At 60.8% G+C, this 18,529-nt stretch carries 12 protein-coding genes; 11 read left to right on the top strand and 1 reads right to left on the bottom strand.

What is annotated here, in order from left to right:
• From ACLK1G_RS02785 to cydB, 7 genes are all read left to right on the top strand, one after another.
• On the top strand, positions 1-2,394 hold a 2,394-nt coding region (locus ACLK1G_RS02785; protein WP_420764020.1), incomplete at its 5' end, for a beta strand repeat-containing protein.
• 252 nt (positions 2,395-2,646) lie between these two features.
• Positions 2,647-3,459 carry an oxidoreductase gene (locus ACLK1G_RS02780; protein ID WP_420764019.1) on the top strand — a complete coding sequence of 271 codons (813 nt, stop codon included), beginning with the start codon at positions 2,647-2,649 and terminating at the stop codon, positions 3,457-3,459.
• A 54-nt stretch (positions 3,460-3,513) separates the two neighbouring features.
• Positions 3,514-4,500, top strand: coding sequence for an acrylyl-CoA reductase (NADPH) (gene acuI, locus ACLK1G_RS02775; protein ID WP_420764018.1), 987 nt, complete (start codon positions 3,514-3,516; stop codon positions 4,498-4,500).
• A 203-nt stretch (positions 4,501-4,703) separates the two neighbouring features.
• Positions 4,704-7,679, top strand: a complete 2,976-nt coding sequence (gene fdhF / locus ACLK1G_RS02770) for a formate dehydrogenase subunit alpha (RefSeq protein WP_420764017.1) — start codon at positions 4,704-4,706, stop codon at positions 7,677-7,679.
• The gene (locus ACLK1G_RS02765) at positions 7,679-8,161 is read left to right on the top strand and encodes a helical membrane plugin domain-containing protein (protein WP_420764016.1); all 483 of its coding nucleotides are present in this window, start codon (positions 7,679-7,681) and stop codon (positions 8,159-8,161) included. Before fdhF ends, ACLK1G_RS02765 begins: the two co-directional genes overlap by 1 nt.
• Positions 8,162-8,198: 37 nt before the next feature.
• Positions 8,199-9,548: a cytochrome ubiquinol oxidase subunit I gene (locus ACLK1G_RS02760; protein WP_420764015.1), complete on the top strand. Its 1,350-nt coding sequence runs from the start codon at positions 8,199-8,201 to the stop codon at positions 9,546-9,548.
• Positions 9,548-10,558: a cytochrome d ubiquinol oxidase subunit II gene (gene cydB / locus ACLK1G_RS02755; RefSeq protein ID WP_420764014.1), complete on the top strand. Its 1,011-nt coding sequence runs from the start codon at positions 9,548-9,550 to the stop codon at positions 10,556-10,558. Before ACLK1G_RS02760 ends, cydB begins: the two co-directional genes overlap by 1 nt.
• Before the next feature lie 314 nt (positions 10,559-10,872).
• On the opposite strand, the gene ACLK1G_RS02750 is transcribed toward cydB, so the two are convergent.
• Positions 10,873-11,787: a LysR family transcriptional regulator gene (locus ACLK1G_RS02750; protein WP_420764013.1), complete on the bottom strand. Its 915-nt coding sequence runs from the start codon at positions 11,785-11,787 to the stop codon at positions 10,873-10,875.
• Positions 11,788-12,045: 258 nt separating this feature from the next.
• On the opposite strand from ACLK1G_RS02750, the gene ACLK1G_RS02745 reads away from it, so the two are divergent.
• The 4 genes from ACLK1G_RS02745 to pgm all read left to right on the top strand — a co-directional run bounded on the left by ACLK1G_RS02745 (position 12,046) and on the right by pgm (position 18,437).
• On the top strand, positions 12,046-13,071 hold the full coding sequence (locus ACLK1G_RS02745) for a zinc-dependent alcohol dehydrogenase family protein (protein WP_420764012.1): 1,026 nt from the start codon (positions 12,046-12,048) through the stop codon (positions 13,069-13,071).
• A 668-nt stretch (positions 13,072-13,739) separates the two neighbouring features.
• Positions 13,740-15,227, top strand: coding sequence for a hypothetical protein (locus ACLK1G_RS02740; protein WP_420764011.1), 1,488 nt, complete (start codon positions 13,740-13,742; stop codon positions 15,225-15,227).
• A 75-nt stretch (positions 15,228-15,302) separates the two neighbouring features.
• Positions 15,303-16,700 carry an aminotransferase class I/II-fold pyridoxal phosphate-dependent enzyme gene (locus tag ACLK1G_RS02735; RefSeq protein ID WP_420764010.1) on the top strand — a complete coding sequence of 466 codons (1,398 nt, stop codon included), beginning with the start codon at positions 15,303-15,305 and terminating at the stop codon, positions 16,698-16,700.
• A 90-nt stretch (positions 16,701-16,790) separates the two neighbouring features.
• The gene (gene pgm / locus ACLK1G_RS02730; RefSeq protein WP_420764009.1) at positions 16,791-18,437 is read left to right on the top strand and encodes a phosphoglucomutase (alpha-D-glucose-1,6-bisphosphate-dependent); all 1,647 of its coding nucleotides are present in this window, start codon (positions 16,791-16,793) and stop codon (positions 18,435-18,437) included.
• The last annotated feature ends 92 nt before the right edge of the window (positions 18,438-18,529 follow it).

Genomic DNA, 18,529 nt, shown 5'->3' with positions numbered 1-18,529 from the left:
GCCGGCAACGATACCTACCACGTCGACAACGCCGGCGATACGGTCATCGAGCGAGGCGCCTCCCTGACCGAGATCGACAGCGTTATTTCGACCGTCAACTTCGCCTTGGGCACCAACGTTGAAAACCTGACGTTGAGCGGTGCCGGCAGCATCAATGGCAGCGGCAATGCACTGAACAACCGCATCACGGGCAATGCCGGCGCCAACATCCTGGACGGTGGCCTCGGTATCGACACGCTCGTTGGCGGCACCGGCAGCGACACCTACGTGGTCGACAACCTCAAGGATGTCGTCAGCGAAACCAGCACCCTGGCCAGCGAAATCGACAGCGTACGTGCTTCGGTCAACTGGGTGCTTGGCGCGAATCTGGAAAACCTCACCCTGACCGGTATCGCCGCCATCAACGGCAGCGGCAATGCGCTTAACAACGTACTGACCGGCAACGCCGGCGCCAACGTGCTGAACGGCCTCGCCGGACGCGACACGTTGGTCGGCGGTGATGGCAACGACATCTATATGCTCGATAACACAGGCGACAGCGTCGTTGAACTCGCCGACGAGGGGCGCGACGTCGTGCGTACGACAGTCAGCCACACCTTGGCGGCCAACGTCGAGGACGGTCAGTTGCTCGGCGCCGCCGCGCTCAGTCTCACCGGCAACGCGCTGGGCAACAGCCTGACCGGCAACGCCGCCGCCAACACCCTCAACGGCCTGGACGGTGCGGACATCCTCGATGGCGGCGCCGGCATCGACACCCTGATCGGGGGAACCGGCAACGACACCTACGTGGTGGACAACCTCAGGGACGTCATCAGCGAAACCAGCAGCCTCGCCAGCGAGATCGACACCGTGCGTTCCTCGGTGAGCTGGAGCCTGGGTGCCAATCTGGAAAACCTAACGCTTACCGGTGCTGCCGCGATCAACGGAAGCGGCAACGCCTTGGAAAACGTACTGATTGGCAACGCGGCCGGCAATGTCTTGAACGGCGGGGCAGGCGCGGACCAACTCGACGGCGGTGCCGGCAACGATACCTACCACGTCGACAACGCCGGCGATACGGTCATCGAGCGAGGCGCCTCCCTGACCGAGATCGACAGCGTTATTTCGACCGTCAACTTCGCCTTGGGCACCAACGTTGAAAACCTGACGTTGAGCGGTGCCGGCAGCATCAATGGCAGCGGCAATGCACTGAACAACCGCATCACGGGCAATGCCGGCGCCAACATCCTGGACGGTGGCCTCGGTATCGACACGCTCGTTGGCGGCACCGGCAGCGACACCTACGTGGTCGACAACCTCAAGGATGTCGTCAGCGAAACCAGCACCCTGGCCAGCGAAATCGACAGCGTACGTGCTTCGGTCAACTGGGTGCTTGGCGCGAATCTGGAAAACCTCACCCTGACCGGTATCGCCGCCATCAACGGCAGCGGCAATGCGCTTAACAACGTACTGACCGGCAACGCCGGCGCCAACGTGCTGAACGGCCTCGCCGGACGCGACACGTTGGTCGGCGGTGATGGCAACGACATCTATATGCTCGATAACACAGGCGACAGCGTCGTTGAACTCGCCGACGAGGGGCGCGACGTCGTGCGTACGACAGTCAGCCACACCTTGGCGGCCAACGTCGAGGACGGTCAGTTGCTCGGCGCCGCCGCGCTCAGTCTCACCGGCAACGCGCTGGGCAACAGCCTGACCGGCAACGCCGCCGCCAACACCCTCAACGGCCTGGACGGTGCGGACATCCTCGATGGCGGCGCCGGCATCGACACCCTGATCGGGGGAACCGGCAACGACACCTACGTGGTGGACAACCTCAGGGACGTCATCAGCGAAACCAGCAGCCTCGCCAGCGAGATCGACACCGTGCGTTCCTCGGTGAGCTGGAGCCTGGGTGCCAATCTGGAAAACCTAACGCTTACCGGTGCTGCCGCGATCAACGGAAGCGGCAACGCCTTGGAAAACGTACTGATTGGCAACGCGGCCGGCAATGTCTTGAACGGCGCGGCTGGCAATGATCGGATCGACGGCGGCGCAGGCAACGACACGCTGATGGGCGGAGCGGGGACAGACGCCCTCACCGGCGGCACCGGAGCCGATCGTTTTGTATTCAGTTCGTTGAGCGACCTGGGCAAGGACGGTGCTGGCGACGTCATCCTCGATTTCAGCCGCCTGCAAGGAGACAAGATCGACCTGTCGAAACTGGACGCGAATGCCCTGACGCCGGTGTTCAACAAGTTCAGCTTCATCGACGCGAGTGAGTTCACCGGCGCAGGGCAGTTACGCTTCGTTGATCATGTGTTGTATGGCAACGTAAACGGCGACCTCAACGCCGATTTCGAAATCCAGCTGGTCGGCGTGAATACCTTCAATAGCGGCGATCTGGTCGCTTGATAAGAAAGCGGTTTAGGACTCACGGCAGTCGCGGGTCCCGAACCGCTCTCCCTGCTTGGAGCCACCTTAACGGAATGTTCAGGCGAGGCTGCGTGACGGCAGGATGACGGCTGTCCGTGTGTTTGTCGGGCTCGCCTAGATTAGATGTCGATCAAAATCAAAACTGTTGACGGCTATGATTATGCTCATCATCATAGAGCTACCCTGACATGTATCGATGTCGGGCCCGACCCAGTTGCCGAGGAACACTCCATGACGATCCACAAACCCGTAGCCTTGGTGACCGGCGCTTCTTCCGGTATCGGCGAAGCCATTGCCAACTCCCTCGTAGCGGCCGGCTATCAGGTATACGGCACCAGCCGGCGCGGAGCCCGGGCCGATCATCAGGCGTATGAGATGCTGGCACTCGACGTGACCGACGATGCCTGCGTCGAGGCCGCGGTTGCGCAGTTGATGCGGTTGGAAGGGCGTATCGACCTGCTGGTCAACAACGCCGGTTTCGGGCTCGCCCCGGCCGCGGCCGAAGAAAGCTCGATCGACCAGGCCAAGGCGATCTTCGATACCAATTTCCTCGGTGTTGTGCGAATGACGCGCGCCGTTGTGCCGCATATGCGTCGCCAGGGTGTCGGTCGCATCATCAACATCGGTTCCATACTCGGCGTGGTATCCGTGCCCTATGTGGCGCTGTACGTGGCGAGCAAGCACGCGGTGGATGGCTATTCCCAAGCCCTTGATCATGAATTACGGACCCATGGCATCCGGGTCGTCGTCATCGAGCCCGGTTATACCAAGACATCATTCGAGAGCAACAGCCTGCAGGCTGACGCTAAGCTGGACCTGTACGAGGATATCCGGGGTAAGGTAACCAAGGTCGTCAATCACGCAATGGCCACGGCCGAGGGGCCCGATGTGGTCGCTGACGTGGTGCTCAAGGCCGCTCGCGCCGAGCGTCCGAAGTTGCGTTACACCGCCGGCAAGGCGGCAGCCCAATTGCAGTTCATGCGCCGCTTCGCGCCGGCGGGCATGCTGGATACCGGTATCCGCAAGGCGATGCAACTGGCGTGAATCTGCTCAACCGGGCCCACGACATTCGCCGCTCAAATGCACAGGAAAACAACCATGACCTTCAAAGCGCTGCTTGCCACCAAAACCGATGAAGCCATATCGACCGGCCTGGTCGACTTCACCGAAGAGGACCTGATGCCCGGTGATGTCACCGTCGCTATCGAATATTCCACGGTGAACTACAAAGATGCCATGGCCCTCAGTGGCCGCTCGCCGGTGATCCGCCAGTTCCCGTTGATTCCCGGCATCGACTTCGCCGGAATCGTTGAAAGCTCCAGCCACGCAGGTTTCCAGGCTGGCGACCGGGTACTGCTGAACGGTTGGGGGCTGAGCCAGACGCACCACGGCGGTTTCGCCCAGAAGGCCCGGGTGAGTGGTGACTGGCTCGTGAAGGTTCCGGACGTATTCTCGACCCGCCAAGCCATGGCCATTGGCACGGCGGGCTACACCGCGATGCTCAGCGTGCTGGCGCTGGAACACGGCGGCCTGGCGCCCGACGGGGGCGATATCCTGGTGACCGGCGCCAACGGCGGCGCGGGCTCGGTGGCGATAGCGCTGTTGTCGGGGCTGGGCTATCGGGTGATCGCGTCGACTGGACGCCTGGAAGAAGCCGACTATCTGCGTGACCTGGGCGCTGCAGAGGTGATTGATCGGCGCACCCTGTCGGAGCCGGGCGCACCGATTGCCAAGGAGCGTTGGGCGGGCGTCATCGACTCGGTCGGTAGCCATACCTTGGCCAATGCCCTGGCCCAGACCCGATACCGCGGGGTCGTCGCCGCTTTCGGCCTCGCCCAGGGCGCGGATCTGCCGGGGTCGGTGCTGCCTTTCATCCTGCGCAACGTGACCCTGGCCGGTATCGACTCCGTGAATGCGCCCCAGGCTGTCCGTTTGCAGGCATGGTCGCGTCTGGCCCGGGATCTGGATGTGGACAAGCTTGCTCGCACCACGCAGCTTGTCGGCCTGGCGCAAGTGCCGGAAGTCGCGGCTCGGGTGCTGCAAGGGCAGGTTCGCGGGCGCACGGTCGTGGATGTGAATGCTTGAGCGAAAGGACAAGCCAGCATTTATTAGCGGAGCGTTACAAGCATTCGGATGCCACACGCTGTAGCGGCTTCGCGCAAAAATTAATGAACATTTGCAGCACTGGGATATCGATTCTGTAACTGAACATTTCCGTGTGGGCATTCGGTCTCTAGCTTCGTTGGGCCACTGTCCGGGCGATCAGTCGGCCAACGGGGCGAGTTTCCATGAATGGCAGATACCAGTGCAGCATCGAGTACAACGGTCGCACCCTCAGGGGTAACGCTGACCAGCCGCTGATCGATTTTTTGGCAGAGCAGGGCATCGACCTGCCTCACGTCTGCTATCACCGCGCCCTCGGGCCGATCCAGACCTGCGATGTCTGTTGGATCGAGCATGATGGCGAGTTGGTCCGCGGGTGCGCGCTGCGTTCCGCCGACGGCATGAAGCTGGTGAGCGAAACGCCTCGCGTGAAGGCGGCGCAGGAAGAAGGCATGGACCGGATCCTTGCCAAGCACGAGCTTTATTGCACGGTCTGCGAGCACAACACCGGTGACTGCACGCTGCACAATACCGTCGCTGACATGAACCCCGTGATCCAGCGCTACAAATACCAGCGCAAGCCCTACAGCAAGGACCACTCGAACCCGTTTTATACCTACGATCCCGATCAATGCATCCTGTGCGGGCGTTGCGTGGAAGCGTGCCAGAACGTCGAGGTCAATGAAACGCTGAGCATCGATTTCACCCAGGACCATCCAAGGGTGTTGTGGGATGGCGGAACCAAGATAGAGGGTTCCAGTTGTGTGAGCTGCGGTCATTGCGTCACGGTTTGCCCCTGCAACGCGTTGCTCGAAAAAACCATGCAGCCGGATGCCGGACCGTTGACGTCGATGCCCGAGGACATCAAGCGGCCGCTCATCGACGCGGTGAAGACGATCGAGAATACGATCGGTGCGCCGCCCATTACCGCTATTTCCGTCATGGACATGCACTGGCGCCAGCCTGAAATCAAACGCACCAAGACCGTGTGCACCTATTGTGGCGTGGGCTGCTCGTTCGAAATGTGGACTCGCGACCGCACGCTGCTCAAGGTGCAGCCAGTGGTGAACGCACCGGCGAACGGCATTTCCACGTGTATCAAGGGCAAGTTCGCCTGGGATTTCGTGAACAGCGAAAAACGCCTGACGACGCCGCTGATCCGGGAAAACGGCCGGTTTCGTGAAGCAAGCTGGGACGAGGCGCTGACCTTGGTCGCAGGCCGTCTTCTGGCCTTAAAACGTGAGCACGGCGCCGATGCCATCGGCTTCATTGGGTCCAGCAAGGCCAGCAATGAAGAAGCTTACCTGACGCAGAAAATCGCTCGCCTGATCATCGGCACCAATAGCGTCGACAACTCTTCGCGCTACTGCCAGAACCCCGCGACACAGGGGTTGTTCCGCACGGTCGGTTACGGCGGCGACGCCGGCACGATCGCCGATCTTGAGCAGGCGGACCTCATCGTCCTGGTGGGCAGCAACCTGGCGGAGAACCATCCGGTTATCGCTTCGAAAATCAAGGCCGCGCGCAAGCATCGAGGGCAAAAACTGCTGGTGGTCGATCCACGCAAGCATGAAATGGCGGAGCGCGCCGACCTGTTCCTGCAGATCAGGTCGAGCACCGACATAGCCTGGGCCAGCGCCATGTCGCGTTACCTGTTCGATCATGGCATGGCGGACGCGGCATTCCTGGAAGCGCGGGTGAATCAGGTGGACGAGTACCGACGCTCCCTGGAACCCTTTACCCTACCATTCGCGTCGCAGGTCACCGGGTTGTCGGAGGCGGATCTGGTTAGCGCCGCGAACATGATCGGCAACGCCAAACGGGTCTGCCTGCTCTGGGCAATGGGCATTACCCAGCATAGCCACGGGGCCGACACGAGCACCGCACTGTCCAATCTCTTGTTGGTTACCGGCAACTACGGCCGCCCCGGAACCGGCGGTTATCCGATGCGCGGCCACAACAACGTCCAGGGGGCCAGCGACTTCGGGTGTTTGAAGAACGTCTATCCCGGTTATGAAAAAGTCACTGACGAAGCGGTTCGAGCCAAGTGGGCGAAGGCCTGGGGTGTGGCGCCGGAACGACTGTCCAACAAGGTCGGTGAAGACAACTTCCTGATGGTTCAGCATGCCGCCGAGCAGAAGATAAAAGCCATGTATGTGATCGGTGAAGAGACGGCGTTTTCCGACGCCGACACTGAAAACGTGCATGAGGCTTTCAGAAAACTCGATTTCATGGTCGTGCAGGACATTTTCTTCAGCCGCACCGCGCAGTTCGCCGACGTCGTGCTGCCAGGTTGCCCAAGCGTTGAGAAGGAGGGCACCTTCGTCAACACCGAGCGGCGGATCCAACGTTTTCATGAGGTTTTTCCGCCGCTGGGCAACAGCCTTCCAGACTGGCGCATCCTGACCGATCTGGCCAAGCGAATGGGCCATGACTGGGGATACGAGCATCCCTCGCAGATCTTCGCGGAGGTGGCCGGTATCGCCACCCTGTTCGCCGGCGCCAGCTATGAGCGCCTGGACGGTTGGAAATCTCTCCTCTGGCCAGTAAAGCCGGATGGCACCGATACCCCATTGCTCTATACCGACCGGTTCCACACCGACGACGGCAAAGCCGTGTTGTACCCGCTGGAGTGGAAACCTCCGGCGGAAGCGCCCGACAGCGAATTCGACTTGATGCTGGACAACGGACGCATGCTGGAGCATTTCCAGGGCAACAACCAGACGGGACGTGGCGACCGTGTCGATTCGTTGTCACCGCATTGGTACGTCGAAATCAGTCCCGAGCTTGCAGCCGAGCGGGGTATCCAGGATGGGACCCAGGTGCGGATCACTTCTCGCCGTGGTTCGGTCACGGTGCCGGTTCTGATCACCGATCGAGTGCGCGGCAAGGTGCTGTTCATGCCGATTCACCAGGGCAAGCCCGGCATTAATGAACTCACCGGGGAACATCATGATCCAGACGTCAACACGCCGGCCTACAAGGAAACCGCTGTGAAGATGACGATCCTGAGGGATCCCCCTCCGCAATCGGCATTGCCGCGCGGCAATTTCCGAAACGGCCACAGGACACCGAACAATGGCGTGGCTGTTGAGGTGAAGTGGGCCAGAGACGACTACGCGCCGATCGACGCACCGGCGCCCCATCCGGAGAGGTTTTGATGGCCGAACCTATTGATTACAACGTAAAACCAAGCAAGACCGAACCTGACGCGCAGGATGAACTCAATCGTCTGGTCCAGAGCCTCCATGAACACGGCGTGCTGCGCATGGCCAATGACCTGGTCTGTGCCAACACGGCGATTGCCAAAGTGCTGGTTGATGGCCTGAACAAGGAAGGCACGCTCAACGTCATTCAGAACCTGTCGATCCTGGCGATGGCACTGTCCCGCGTGCCGCCCGATGAATTCTACCGGCTGGTCTTCGCGCTGAAGGATGCCGGCGCTGCGGTCAGTCAATGGACCGCGCCCAACAACGACGACGTCGCGCCAGGCGTGCGGGGCTCATACCGTTTGCTGCATGACGAATCGCTTTGGCGCGCGATCTTGCCGCTCCTGGAGGGCTTGAAAGCGATGGGTGAGGGCATGAAGAGGCCGATCGATAAACCGATCAGTCAATTCTGCGGCAAACCCAGCGGCGCTTGAGCGGGGCCTGCCCATGGAATCGATGGATTCGGCGTTGATGCTGGCGCGCTACCAGTTTGCGTTCACCATTAGCTTCCACATCGTGGTTGCCGCATTTTCCATCGGCCTGGCCAATTACCTGATGGTGCTGGAAGCCCTCTGGCTGTGGCGAAAGCGTCAGGTCTATATGGACGTCTACCGATTCTGGCTGAAGATATTCGCCTTGACGGTCGCCGTGGGCACGGCATCGGGGCTGGTCATGGAGTTCGAGTTCGGGACCAACTGGAGCGCGCTGGCCAGTCGTGCGGGGGGCATCCTCGGGCCTCTGATGTTCTATGAAGTCATGGTCGCGTTTTTCCTGGAAGCAGGCTTCATCGGGGTGATGCTGTTTGGCATGAACAAAGTCGGGCCGCGCCTGCATTTTCTGTCCACGTGCGCGGTCGCCGTCGGCTCGTTGTTCAGTGCATTCTGGATACTGTCAGCCAATTCCTGGATGCACACACCGGCGGGCTTCAGCATTGCCGGCGATGGCCGGTTCGTGCCCGAAGACTGGCTGCAGATCATATTCAACCCCTCGTTTCCCTACCGTATGGTGCACATGAGCATCGCCGCCTTTCTCGGCACGGCCACCCTCGTGGGCGGCGCGGGCGCGTGGCACTTGTTGCGCGACAATACCCACGCGCCTGCGCGAGTGATGTTCTCAATGGCACTGTGGATGGCGGCCGTGGTCGGGCCTATCCAGCTCGTCGCGGGGGACCTGCACGGCGAAAATACCCGAGATCACCAGCCGCAGAAGCTGGCCGCGATGGAAGGTTCCTGGCGACGCCCGGAAGCCGGCCAGGGCGAGCCGCTCAGGTTGTTTGCGATACCGGATCAGGCCAACCGCAGAAATGATTTCGAACTGGCGATACCCCATCTCGGCTCGCTTTATCTGCGCCACGACTGGACCGGCACCATACAGAGCCTTGATGAGTTCGCGCCCGAAGACATCCCGCCCGTGGCCGTGGTCTTTTTCGCGTTTCGTATCATGGTGGGCATCGGCTTGCTGATCGTGGCCATGGGGATCGCCAGTCTCTTCTTGCGTTGGCGCGGTGGCCTGTTCGAGTGTCGATGGCTGATGCGCTGCGCGGTGCTCATGGCCCCGGCCGGGTTCGTAGCGATGGTTTGCGGATGGGTGGTTACCGAAGTCGGGCGCCAGCCATTCACGGTCTATGGCTTGATGCGCACCGTTCACAGCAGCTCGCAGCAACCGCTCTCATTCGTCCTGGGCAGCACACTCGCCCTGGTGATCCTGTACCTGCTGGTTTTCGGCCTGGGGCTGTTTTACCTGATACGCGCCATCAACCGACTGCCGGCAACTTCAGCGGATGCCGACGATCAAGCCAGCGCAACGCGGGGGAAATCGTGATGTTCATCTCTGAAGCGCTGTTGCCCAATCTGTCGGCCGCCGCAATTGCCTTTACCATCATCACCTACGTGATTCTGGACGGCACCGACCTGGGCGTCGGCATCCTCTTCGCGACCCGCCACAACCCCGATGATAAGCAGATCATGGTCAATTCCATCCTGCCGATCTGGGACGGGAACGAAACCTGGCTGGTGCTCGGTGGCGGCGGTTTGCTCGCGCTTTTTCCCGTGGCTTACAGCGTCTTGTTTTCCGCCCTGTATATCCCCGTGATTGCGATGCTGCTGGCATTGATTGTCCGGGCCGTCGCGTTGGAGTTCCGGGCCGACGCGCCGGCACGAATGAAGCGCTGGCTCGATGTCAGCCTCGTGACCGGCTCGTTGATCGCAACGCTTTGCCAGGGTGTCATCATGGGCAGCGTGGTACAGGGCATCGATCACCACGAGGGCCGGTTCGCCGGAAACGGTTGGGAGTGGTTGAGTGCATTTGCGCTGGCGTGTGGCGTGGTGCTGGTGATTGGCTACGCATTGCTTGGCAGTTGCTGGCTGTTCTGGCGAACCGAAGGCGCGCTGCAAGCGGCGGCCAGAAGGCAGGCGCGATGGCTGGGGTGGCTGACACTGGCAGGCATTGCAATCATTGTGGTGTGGACCAGCGAGTTGGCGCCGTCCTATCGAGACCATCTTCTTGAATCGAACCTGAGCCCGGCGCTTCTGCTTGTTCAGTGCGCGTTGCTGGTCGGGTTCTACCGGGCTTTTTCCAGCCGATACCATTTCCTTCCGTTGTTTGCGGTACTGGGATGGTTTGGCACGGCGTTCGCTGCCGCGATCATTACCCTCTATCCGTTGATCCTGCCGCCGTCGCTGGCGATCAGCCAAGCGTCTGCTCCCGCTTCGAGCCAAGGGTTCATGCTCGTGGGATTCGCGGTGCTGGTGCCGGTCACGCTGGCCTACAACACGTGGGGGTTCTGGGTGTTTCGCGGTAAGGTCAAAGCGCAGTACTTCCCAGACCGATAAAGCCTGTCTTCATTTCCCGTCCCCGAATGGTGTGTCGACTAATTTGTAGACATGCCTGTCGAGCGCGGGATTGCTACGGCATTGCCATTGCTGCACTCTCACTCTTCATTTTTGCATCGGGGCGGAGCATGGATTGGAGTGATGTGCGGGTCTTTCTCGCGATTGCCCGCAGTGGGTCATTGGGCGCTGCTGCCAAGCTGTTTCATCGCCGGGCATCGATTGTTTGACCTCGACTGGCAGGCTGGGAAGTGAATGGATCGCCACGACCGGTGAAGAGTCACAAATGATCAGCTAAACAGCCTGCCGGACGAAATCTAAAGACTCTCAGGATCGCCAAAAAACATCTGGATCCGCGACCGCAACCAGCGTTCTCCCGGGTCATTATCCTGTGATCCCCGCCAAGCCATGTGCAATTCGAAGCTTCGCACCGGGATGGGTGGGTCTTCGGCGCGCACGCCGCCGGCGGCGGTCAATGCGTCGGCGGTGTAATCGGGTACGGTGGCGATGATGTCGGTGCCCGATAACAGTGTGCTCAGGCCGTTGAATTGCGGAACCGCCAGTACCACATGGCGCTTGCGGTCGAGTTTTTCCAGTTCTTCATCGATAAAGCCGCTCAAATCCCCGGCGAATGACACCAGGGCGTGGGGCCGGGCGCAGAATTCGTCCAGGGTCAGCCGTCCCGGCGCGGTGTCGGCCCGTAGCACTTTCGGCGAACTGCGACGCAATACCTTGCGTTTGGCATTGGCCGGCAAGTCGTCGGTATAGCTGACGCCGATGGAGATTTCCCCCGAGGCCAGCAAGCCCGGCATCAGGATGTAATTGACCCGGCGCACCACCAGCACAATGCCCGGTGCTTCGGCTCGCAGGCGCTTGAGCAGCATGGGCAGGAGGGCGAATTCGGCATCGTCCGACAGGCCGATGCGAAACACCGAAGTGCTGGTGGCCGGGTCGAATTCCGCCGCCCGGCTGACCGCGGTGGAGATTGAATCCAGGGCCGGAGAGAGCAAGGCGAAGATTTCCACCGCTCGGGCGGTGGGTTCCATGCTGCGCCCGGTGCGCACGAACAAGGGGTCATCGAACAGGCTGCGCAGGCGCGACAGCGCGGCGCTGATGGCCGGCTGGCCGAGGAACAGCTTCTCGGCGGCGCGGGTCACACTGCGTTCATGCATCAATGTTTCGAACACGATCAACAGGTTCAGGTCGACACGACGCAGGTCATTACGATTCATCTGGGGTCCTGGCAGATTCGGCAAGCTTGACGTGGGCGGCCATATGGGAACAATGACCGGCATGAATCTTACGGGGAAAGGCTGGTACTCTGCATCGGGTAAATGCATTTTCTTAGGGATAAGTCCTACAGGACTGGTTCGGTTTTCTTGCTGCGGAATCAATGACAGGCATGTCGACTATTAATAGCCACTGATGGTCTTGGCTACAAAGCCCGGATAGAGTTCATGGCATTAGAGGTTACTTTGACGAGGTTTGCGATGTCCCGCACGATCCGTTTTCACAAGTTTGGTGGTGCCGAGGTGCTCAAATGCGAAGAGCATGCGGCGGCTCTTCCTGCGCCGGGAGAAGTGCAGGTCCGCGTCGAAGCGATCGGCATCAGCTGGTATGACACCCTGTGGCGCCAGAACCTGGCGTCGTCCCAGGCGCGCCTGCCTTCGGGGCTTGGCCATGAAATGGCTGGCGTGGTCACCGCCATCGGCGACGGTGTCGACGATCTGGCCGTCGGCGACAAGGTCGCCAGCTTCCCCGCAGAGAGTCCGAACGATTATCCGGTGTATGGCGAGGTCATCGTGCTGCCACGCACCGCGCTGACTCGCTATCCCGATGTGCTCAGCCCAATCGAGGCCGCGGTGCATTACACGCCGCTGTTGATCGCCTACTTCGCCTACATGGACCTGGCACGGGTCAAGCCTGGGCAGTTTGCCCTGGTCACCGATGCCAGCCATTGCGCCGGTCCGTCGTTCGTGCAGCTGGGCAAGGCCTTGGGTGTGCGGGTGATCGCAGCGACCAAGACTGCCGACGAGCGCGAATATCTGCTGTCGCTGGGCGCCGAAAAGGTGATCGTTACCGAAGAGCAGGACTTGCTGATGCAAATCAACAAGCTGACGGACAATCGTGGCGTCGACGTCGTGTTCGACGGCCTTGGCGGTCCGCAGATGTCGCTCCTGGGTGACGTGCTGGCACCTCGTGGCAGCCTGGTGCTGTATGGCTTGCAGGGTGGCAACCAGACGCCATTTCCGGCTTGCGCGGCCTTCCAGAAGAACATCCAGTTCTTCGTGCACTGCATCGGCAATTTCACCGGCAAGCCGGAACTGGGGATTGTCCAGGACCAGGTGGCCTTGCAGCGCGCATTGCGTGATATCAACCAGCTCACCGCCGATCGTGTCGTGTTGCCACTCAAGACTCGGGTCTTTCCCTTCTCCGAGTTCGTCGAGGCCCACCGCTACATGGGCGAATGCCCTTGCCGCGAACGTGTTGCCCTTCAGGTGGTCGACCCCGCCTGATTCCCCTCCTTGCGCAAGAGCCAGCGGTTTCGGCTCTTGCGCGGCCCTGGCCTGCCTGGCCACGCGCCTTTTCATTGCGTCTTGCCTTATCCTAGGCGGCCCTGCGCCTGCTTGTGCGCGTTACCTGTGCCGCTTTTCCCCGCGTTGAAAACCGAAGTCGCGCAACTGAACTGGTTTTTGGCGCCAATCTGTATCTTCTAATCATTATTTAAGTGCTGATAATTGAACGCTTGTTTCCAACTCAAGGAAGAAGTCGTGGCGCAATACAGACTTTACTCAGGTTTCGACCCTTCAGCGAATATTCAAAATGGCCCGGATGGTAGTTGCTTTGGTCCTGCCCGTCGATCATGGGGAAAATCGAGTTGGTCAACAGGAGAGTTGCTTTTCGGCATGTTCTTTATCTGTTGTCTCTCTAGTCTGTGGGAAGTTGTAAGAAATCTCCTAGGACGTAACGATTGTTCAGCGAGGGGCAATGATTGCGGGGTTTTCCTGGGTTCTGATGAGGCGGCGGGGTCAAGGTGCCTCGTAAGTGTCAAATGATTGCCCAAGGCAAACATGGAGCGTATTGCCAATACTGTTGGCAATAACAAAGCAATATTCAGAACTGCGTCGCGCAATCGGATTGGTGCGGGCGCGACGCCGATAATCGAATTTCCAGGTAAATGGTTATGAGTGCAATTCATGAACAGGCAATGACTTACGTTTACCAGCAAGTATTGCAACGCTTGCTGGATTTTTATTCCCGAGCGGAACGGACTGCACTGCAGCTCCTGATCCAACGCTTGATCGTCGCCGCTGGGGGCATCGAGCGAATCGGCGATTACCGGGTGCTGTCGGTGCAGAATGGGAGCCGGGAGGGGTTCTACGTCCTGACAGCCTTGCGAGCGGCGCAATTGAGCATCGCCGGTCGGCACCCGGCGACGTTTGATCTTCGCGTCGCCACGCCTCGCCTGGGGGAGACGACCCAGGCCAGCCTGGAGAATATTCATCGCTGCTACAGCGCGCTGTTCCTCTACGACGACCCCAGGGTGGAGCTGCTCATGGCCGACAACCGTGAGGTGGTGCCATTCGACCATCGCAAGGCACCTTCGGAGGCGTGGTATGAGTCCAATCGGACCCACATGCTGATGCTGGGCCACCTGCGTCCGTCCGACAGCCTCTTGGGCCTGGGGGATGAGGGCTACCTGGCAATGGCGGAATTCTACAGGCATGTGGCGCGCTGGGAGTCGGGCGTCGATTCATGGGTCAGCAGCGACACGCCACGCCAGCAGAAGCAATTCATGGCGGGCCTTCATCGTGCGACCCGCAAGGTTGGCCAGCCGGTCGATCCGAGTTGTGGCTTCGACGGCCTCTTCATGCAGCTCGACACGATAGGCGGCGATTTCTTCCAACAGTTCTATGGCCGGGCCCGCCTGGGGCCGTGGCGGCCCGAAGGTCAGTTCGAGGCCTGTCGGCGGATAGGGCATATCAGCATCGACGACCTGATCGTCGATCGCCTGGAGGAAAACAACTGGCCTCTGTTCAGTGAATTTCTGCGGGTACGTCCCGATGGGCTGGTTGCGCCAACGATCGAGCATGAGTTCCTCAGTCCGTTCCTGTCCGCTCACCTGTACGGCTTGCAGGCCTGCTATCTGCAAGGCCGCAGCTATGAAACCGGCTATGGCGACTATGTGCAGCGCACTGTCATGCTCATGCATCGCAAGCAATTACCCCTCCATGTCTGCCAACAGGTCCAGGAACTGTTCGGCTCGCCGGCGGCCATCCCCGAGCGTCGCGCCCAGGCAGCCAACGAGGTGCAAAACACCCTGAGGCTCAATGAAACCCAACTGGTGTGCATGCTGTTTGCGCCCTTCGTGGACAATGGAGCGGGGCTGGAGCATTTCCTGCGCTGTAGCCATCCGGGCATGCTGGTGGCGATGCCGGACCTGCACAAAGCCTTGCAGGGAGGGACCGTCGCCGATCAGGTTGCGCAATGGATGGTGGATGTCAGCGGCCTGTCTATCCCGATGCTTGGCAAGTTGTACCGCGTCCGACTCGTCCCCGCGGAACGGGGGGCGGTTTCGGTGGTCGGCCCGCAATCAGTCGAGCAAGGCTTCGATACGGATGAAGATGAGCAGGGTACCGATGGATTGCGCGAACGCTCGGCGCGACGCTGAGGAACGGGGTTTGAAGGGGTTGGCTTTTCTCGTCCCGGCACGGCTGGCCATGGCTCGTATCGTTGGCGCGGGCTCATGAAGGTAGGCCGGGAAACAGATTTCGCCTACCAGGCGGTCTACCGATACCTGACGAACCTCATCAATGAGCTTGGCGCAGACGCCAAGGTGCGATTGCCATCGTTGCGGCAGTTGTCCGAGCGCCTGAGCGTATCCATCTCGACGATCCAGTACGCCTACTCCCTACTGGAGAAGGAAGGGCGCGTGTATTCGATCGCCAAGTCCGGTTACTACGCGTCGCCGGTGCCCTGCGTTGCCGACCTGGGCGACGGTGAGGATTTGCTCGAAACCTTGTATGTCAACGCCCGCAGGCCTGGCATGCTGGTGCTCAGCGATGATGAGCCGGCTTCCCTGCAGCCGCTGGACAGCCCGCTGCTTTTGCTCGAGCGTGAGTTGCTCCGCCAATACCCGCGCGCTTCACAATTGCCCTCGCAACCCTGGGGCGAACAGGAGCTGCGAACGGCCCTTGCGGCTCGCTATACGTCTTCACCGGCCCGATGCTGGAATGCCGACGACGTTTATATCGGTGCCGACCTGCGAGGTGTCCTGGAGATCCTCATCGCGGTATTGGCCCTCAAGGGGGCGACGGTGCTGATGGAGTCGCCCGGCGACTGGACTGTCCTGCGCCTGCTGCAAGCGGCCGATGTGCAAGTGATCGAGCTGCCATCACCGGCGGGCGGGGACATGGACGTCGAGCAACTGGAGCGATTGCTTGCGAGCGAAACGGTGAGCCTGGTGGTGCTGTCCTCGGTCTTGAGCATGCCCAGGGGGACGCGCGCGAGCGAGGGTAATCGCCGCGCCGTGGCGCGGTTGCTCGAACGATACGGTACCTGGGTGCTGGAGAACGATAGCTACACCGACTTGGTATTCGAGCCAGGGAGCACGCCATTTCGGGATCTGCTGGACCCGGATCGCCTGATTGTCTACTCCACGTTCGAGAAAACCATCGGTGCCGAGGCGCCCTACGGTTACGTGCTGTCCAGGCAACTGACGTTGACCTTGCAACGGCACTTCCTGCTGCGCGCATTTCGCCTGTCGCCGATTCGCCAGAAGGCCATTGCACGCCTGTACAGCAATGGAAGGATCGACCAGCACCTCCTGGTCTTGCGCCGCTTGCTGCGGGAAAGCGCCGCGTCGACCTCGCATTTGTTGCGCGAGCGGGTGAGTGATTGCCTGCAATGGGTGGAGCCCGAAGGAGGGGCGACGGTCTGGGCGCGAACTTCGCGCCCAGCTGACATGCGCCGGGTCTTTCAGCGCCTGCTGGCCCGTCGAATCGTCATCGCGCCGGGAGAATTGTTCAGCATCCAGGGGATGTACGGCCAGCATCTGCGTCTGACCCACGCATTCAGCTCAGTGGACGATCGGCAGGCCGCCCTATCTGCATTGGCCGACGCTTTGAAGCTCGAGCAATCTTGATCGCTGGGCCAGGGATCGAACCCATCGCGTGATGGTCGAACTGTCAGTAAACTGCATCCATTTTCGAGCCACTCCATTCCGAGGTTTTGCATGACAGTCAGTCCATTTGCGGGCAAGCCGGCACCGGCAGAGTTGTTGATCGATATCCCGCGACTGGTTACGGCCTATTACACGGGCCGACCCGATGCCTCGGTTGCGACCCAGCGCGTCGCTTTCGGCACCTCGGGGCACCGCGGCAGTTCTTTCGACCTGGGCTTCAATGAATGGCATGTGCTGGCCATCAGCCAGGCGATTTGCCTTTACCGCGAAGCCCAAGGTATCGATGGGCCGCTGTTCGTCGGCATCGACACCCATGCGTTGTCGACCCCCGCGGCAGCCAGCGCCCTGGAAGTGCTGGCCGCCAACGGTGTCACCGTGATGATTGCCGAAGGCGATGAATACACCCCTACGCCGGCCGTTTCCCACGCCATCCTCTGCTACAACCGAGGCCGCACCACTGGCCTGGCCGATGGCATCGTCATCACGCCGTCCCATAATCCGCCGCAAAGCGGTGGCTACAAGTACAACCCCACCAACGGTGGCCCGGCGGATACCCATATCACCAAATGGATCGAAGCCAAGGCCAATGAGCTGCTCGCCAACCAGCTGGCCGGCGTCAAGCGCATCAGCTACGAACAGGCGCTCAAGGCCGACACCACCCACCGCCATGATTTCCTCAATACCTACGTGGCAGATCTGGTCAACGTCATCGATTTTGATGCCATTCGCAATGCCGGGTTGCGCTTGGGCGTCGACCCGCTGGGTGGCGCGGGCGTGCGCTACTGGCCAGCCATCGCCGAGCACTATCGACTGGATCTGGACGTGGTCAATACTCACGTCGATTCGACCTTCCGCTTCATGACGGTCGACTGGGATGGGCAAATCCGCATGGACCCATCCTCCAGTCACGCCATGCAAGGCCTGATCGGCCTGAAAGAACGTTTTGACGTGGCGTTCGCCTGTGACCCGGATCATGACCGCCACGGTATCGTGACTCCGAGCGGCGGCCTGCTGGCGCCGAACAACTACCTGGCAGTGTCGATCGACTACCTGTTCCAGAACCGCCCGCAATGGCGTGCCGATGCCGCTGTCGGCAAGACTGTCGTCAGCAGTGGCCTGATCGATCGAGTGGCCAACCGTCTGGGACGACGCCTCTATGAAGTCCCGGTGGGCTTCAAGTGGTTTGCCGATGGGCTGTTCGACGGTTCCCTCGGTTTCGGCGGCGAAGAAAGCGCCGGCGCCTCGTTCCTGCGCAAGGACGGTGGCGTCTGGAGTACCGACAAGGACGGTCTGATTCCGGCGTTACTGGCTGCGGAAATGACCGCTCGCACGGGTCGTGATCCAAGCCAGGCCTATCGCGCCCTGACGGACGAGTTGGGTGAACCGTTCTCGGTGCGGGTCGACGCCAAGGCCAGCCCGCAGCAAAAAGCACTGCTGAGCAAGTTGTCGCCGGACCAGGTCCAGTCCACCGAACTGGCCGGGGAGGCGATCCAGAACATCCTCAGCCATGCGCCAGGCAACGACCAGGCCATCGGCGGCCTGAAAGTGATGACCGAGAACGGCTGGTTCGCAGCGCGTCCGTCGGGCACTGAAGACATCTACAAGATCTATGCGGAGAGCTTCGTGAGCGACGAGCACCTTAAACAACTGGTGGTCGAAGCCCAGGCGCTGGTGGACGGGGCCATTTCCGGGCAGTAACCGAACGTAACGCTCCGCCCCTGTATTGGCAGCGATGCCAATACAGGGGCGGGTGACCCTGCTCGCGAAGCATTGCCATGCCAGCAAACCTT

The organism is Pseudomonas algeriensis (assembly GCF_048847255.1).
Classification (GTDB): Bacteria; Pseudomonadota; Gammaproteobacteria; order Pseudomonadales; family Pseudomonadaceae; genus Aquipseudomonas.
Note: the sequence above shows the minus strand (reverse complement) of the source record. Positions and strands in the feature narration are given on the sequence as shown.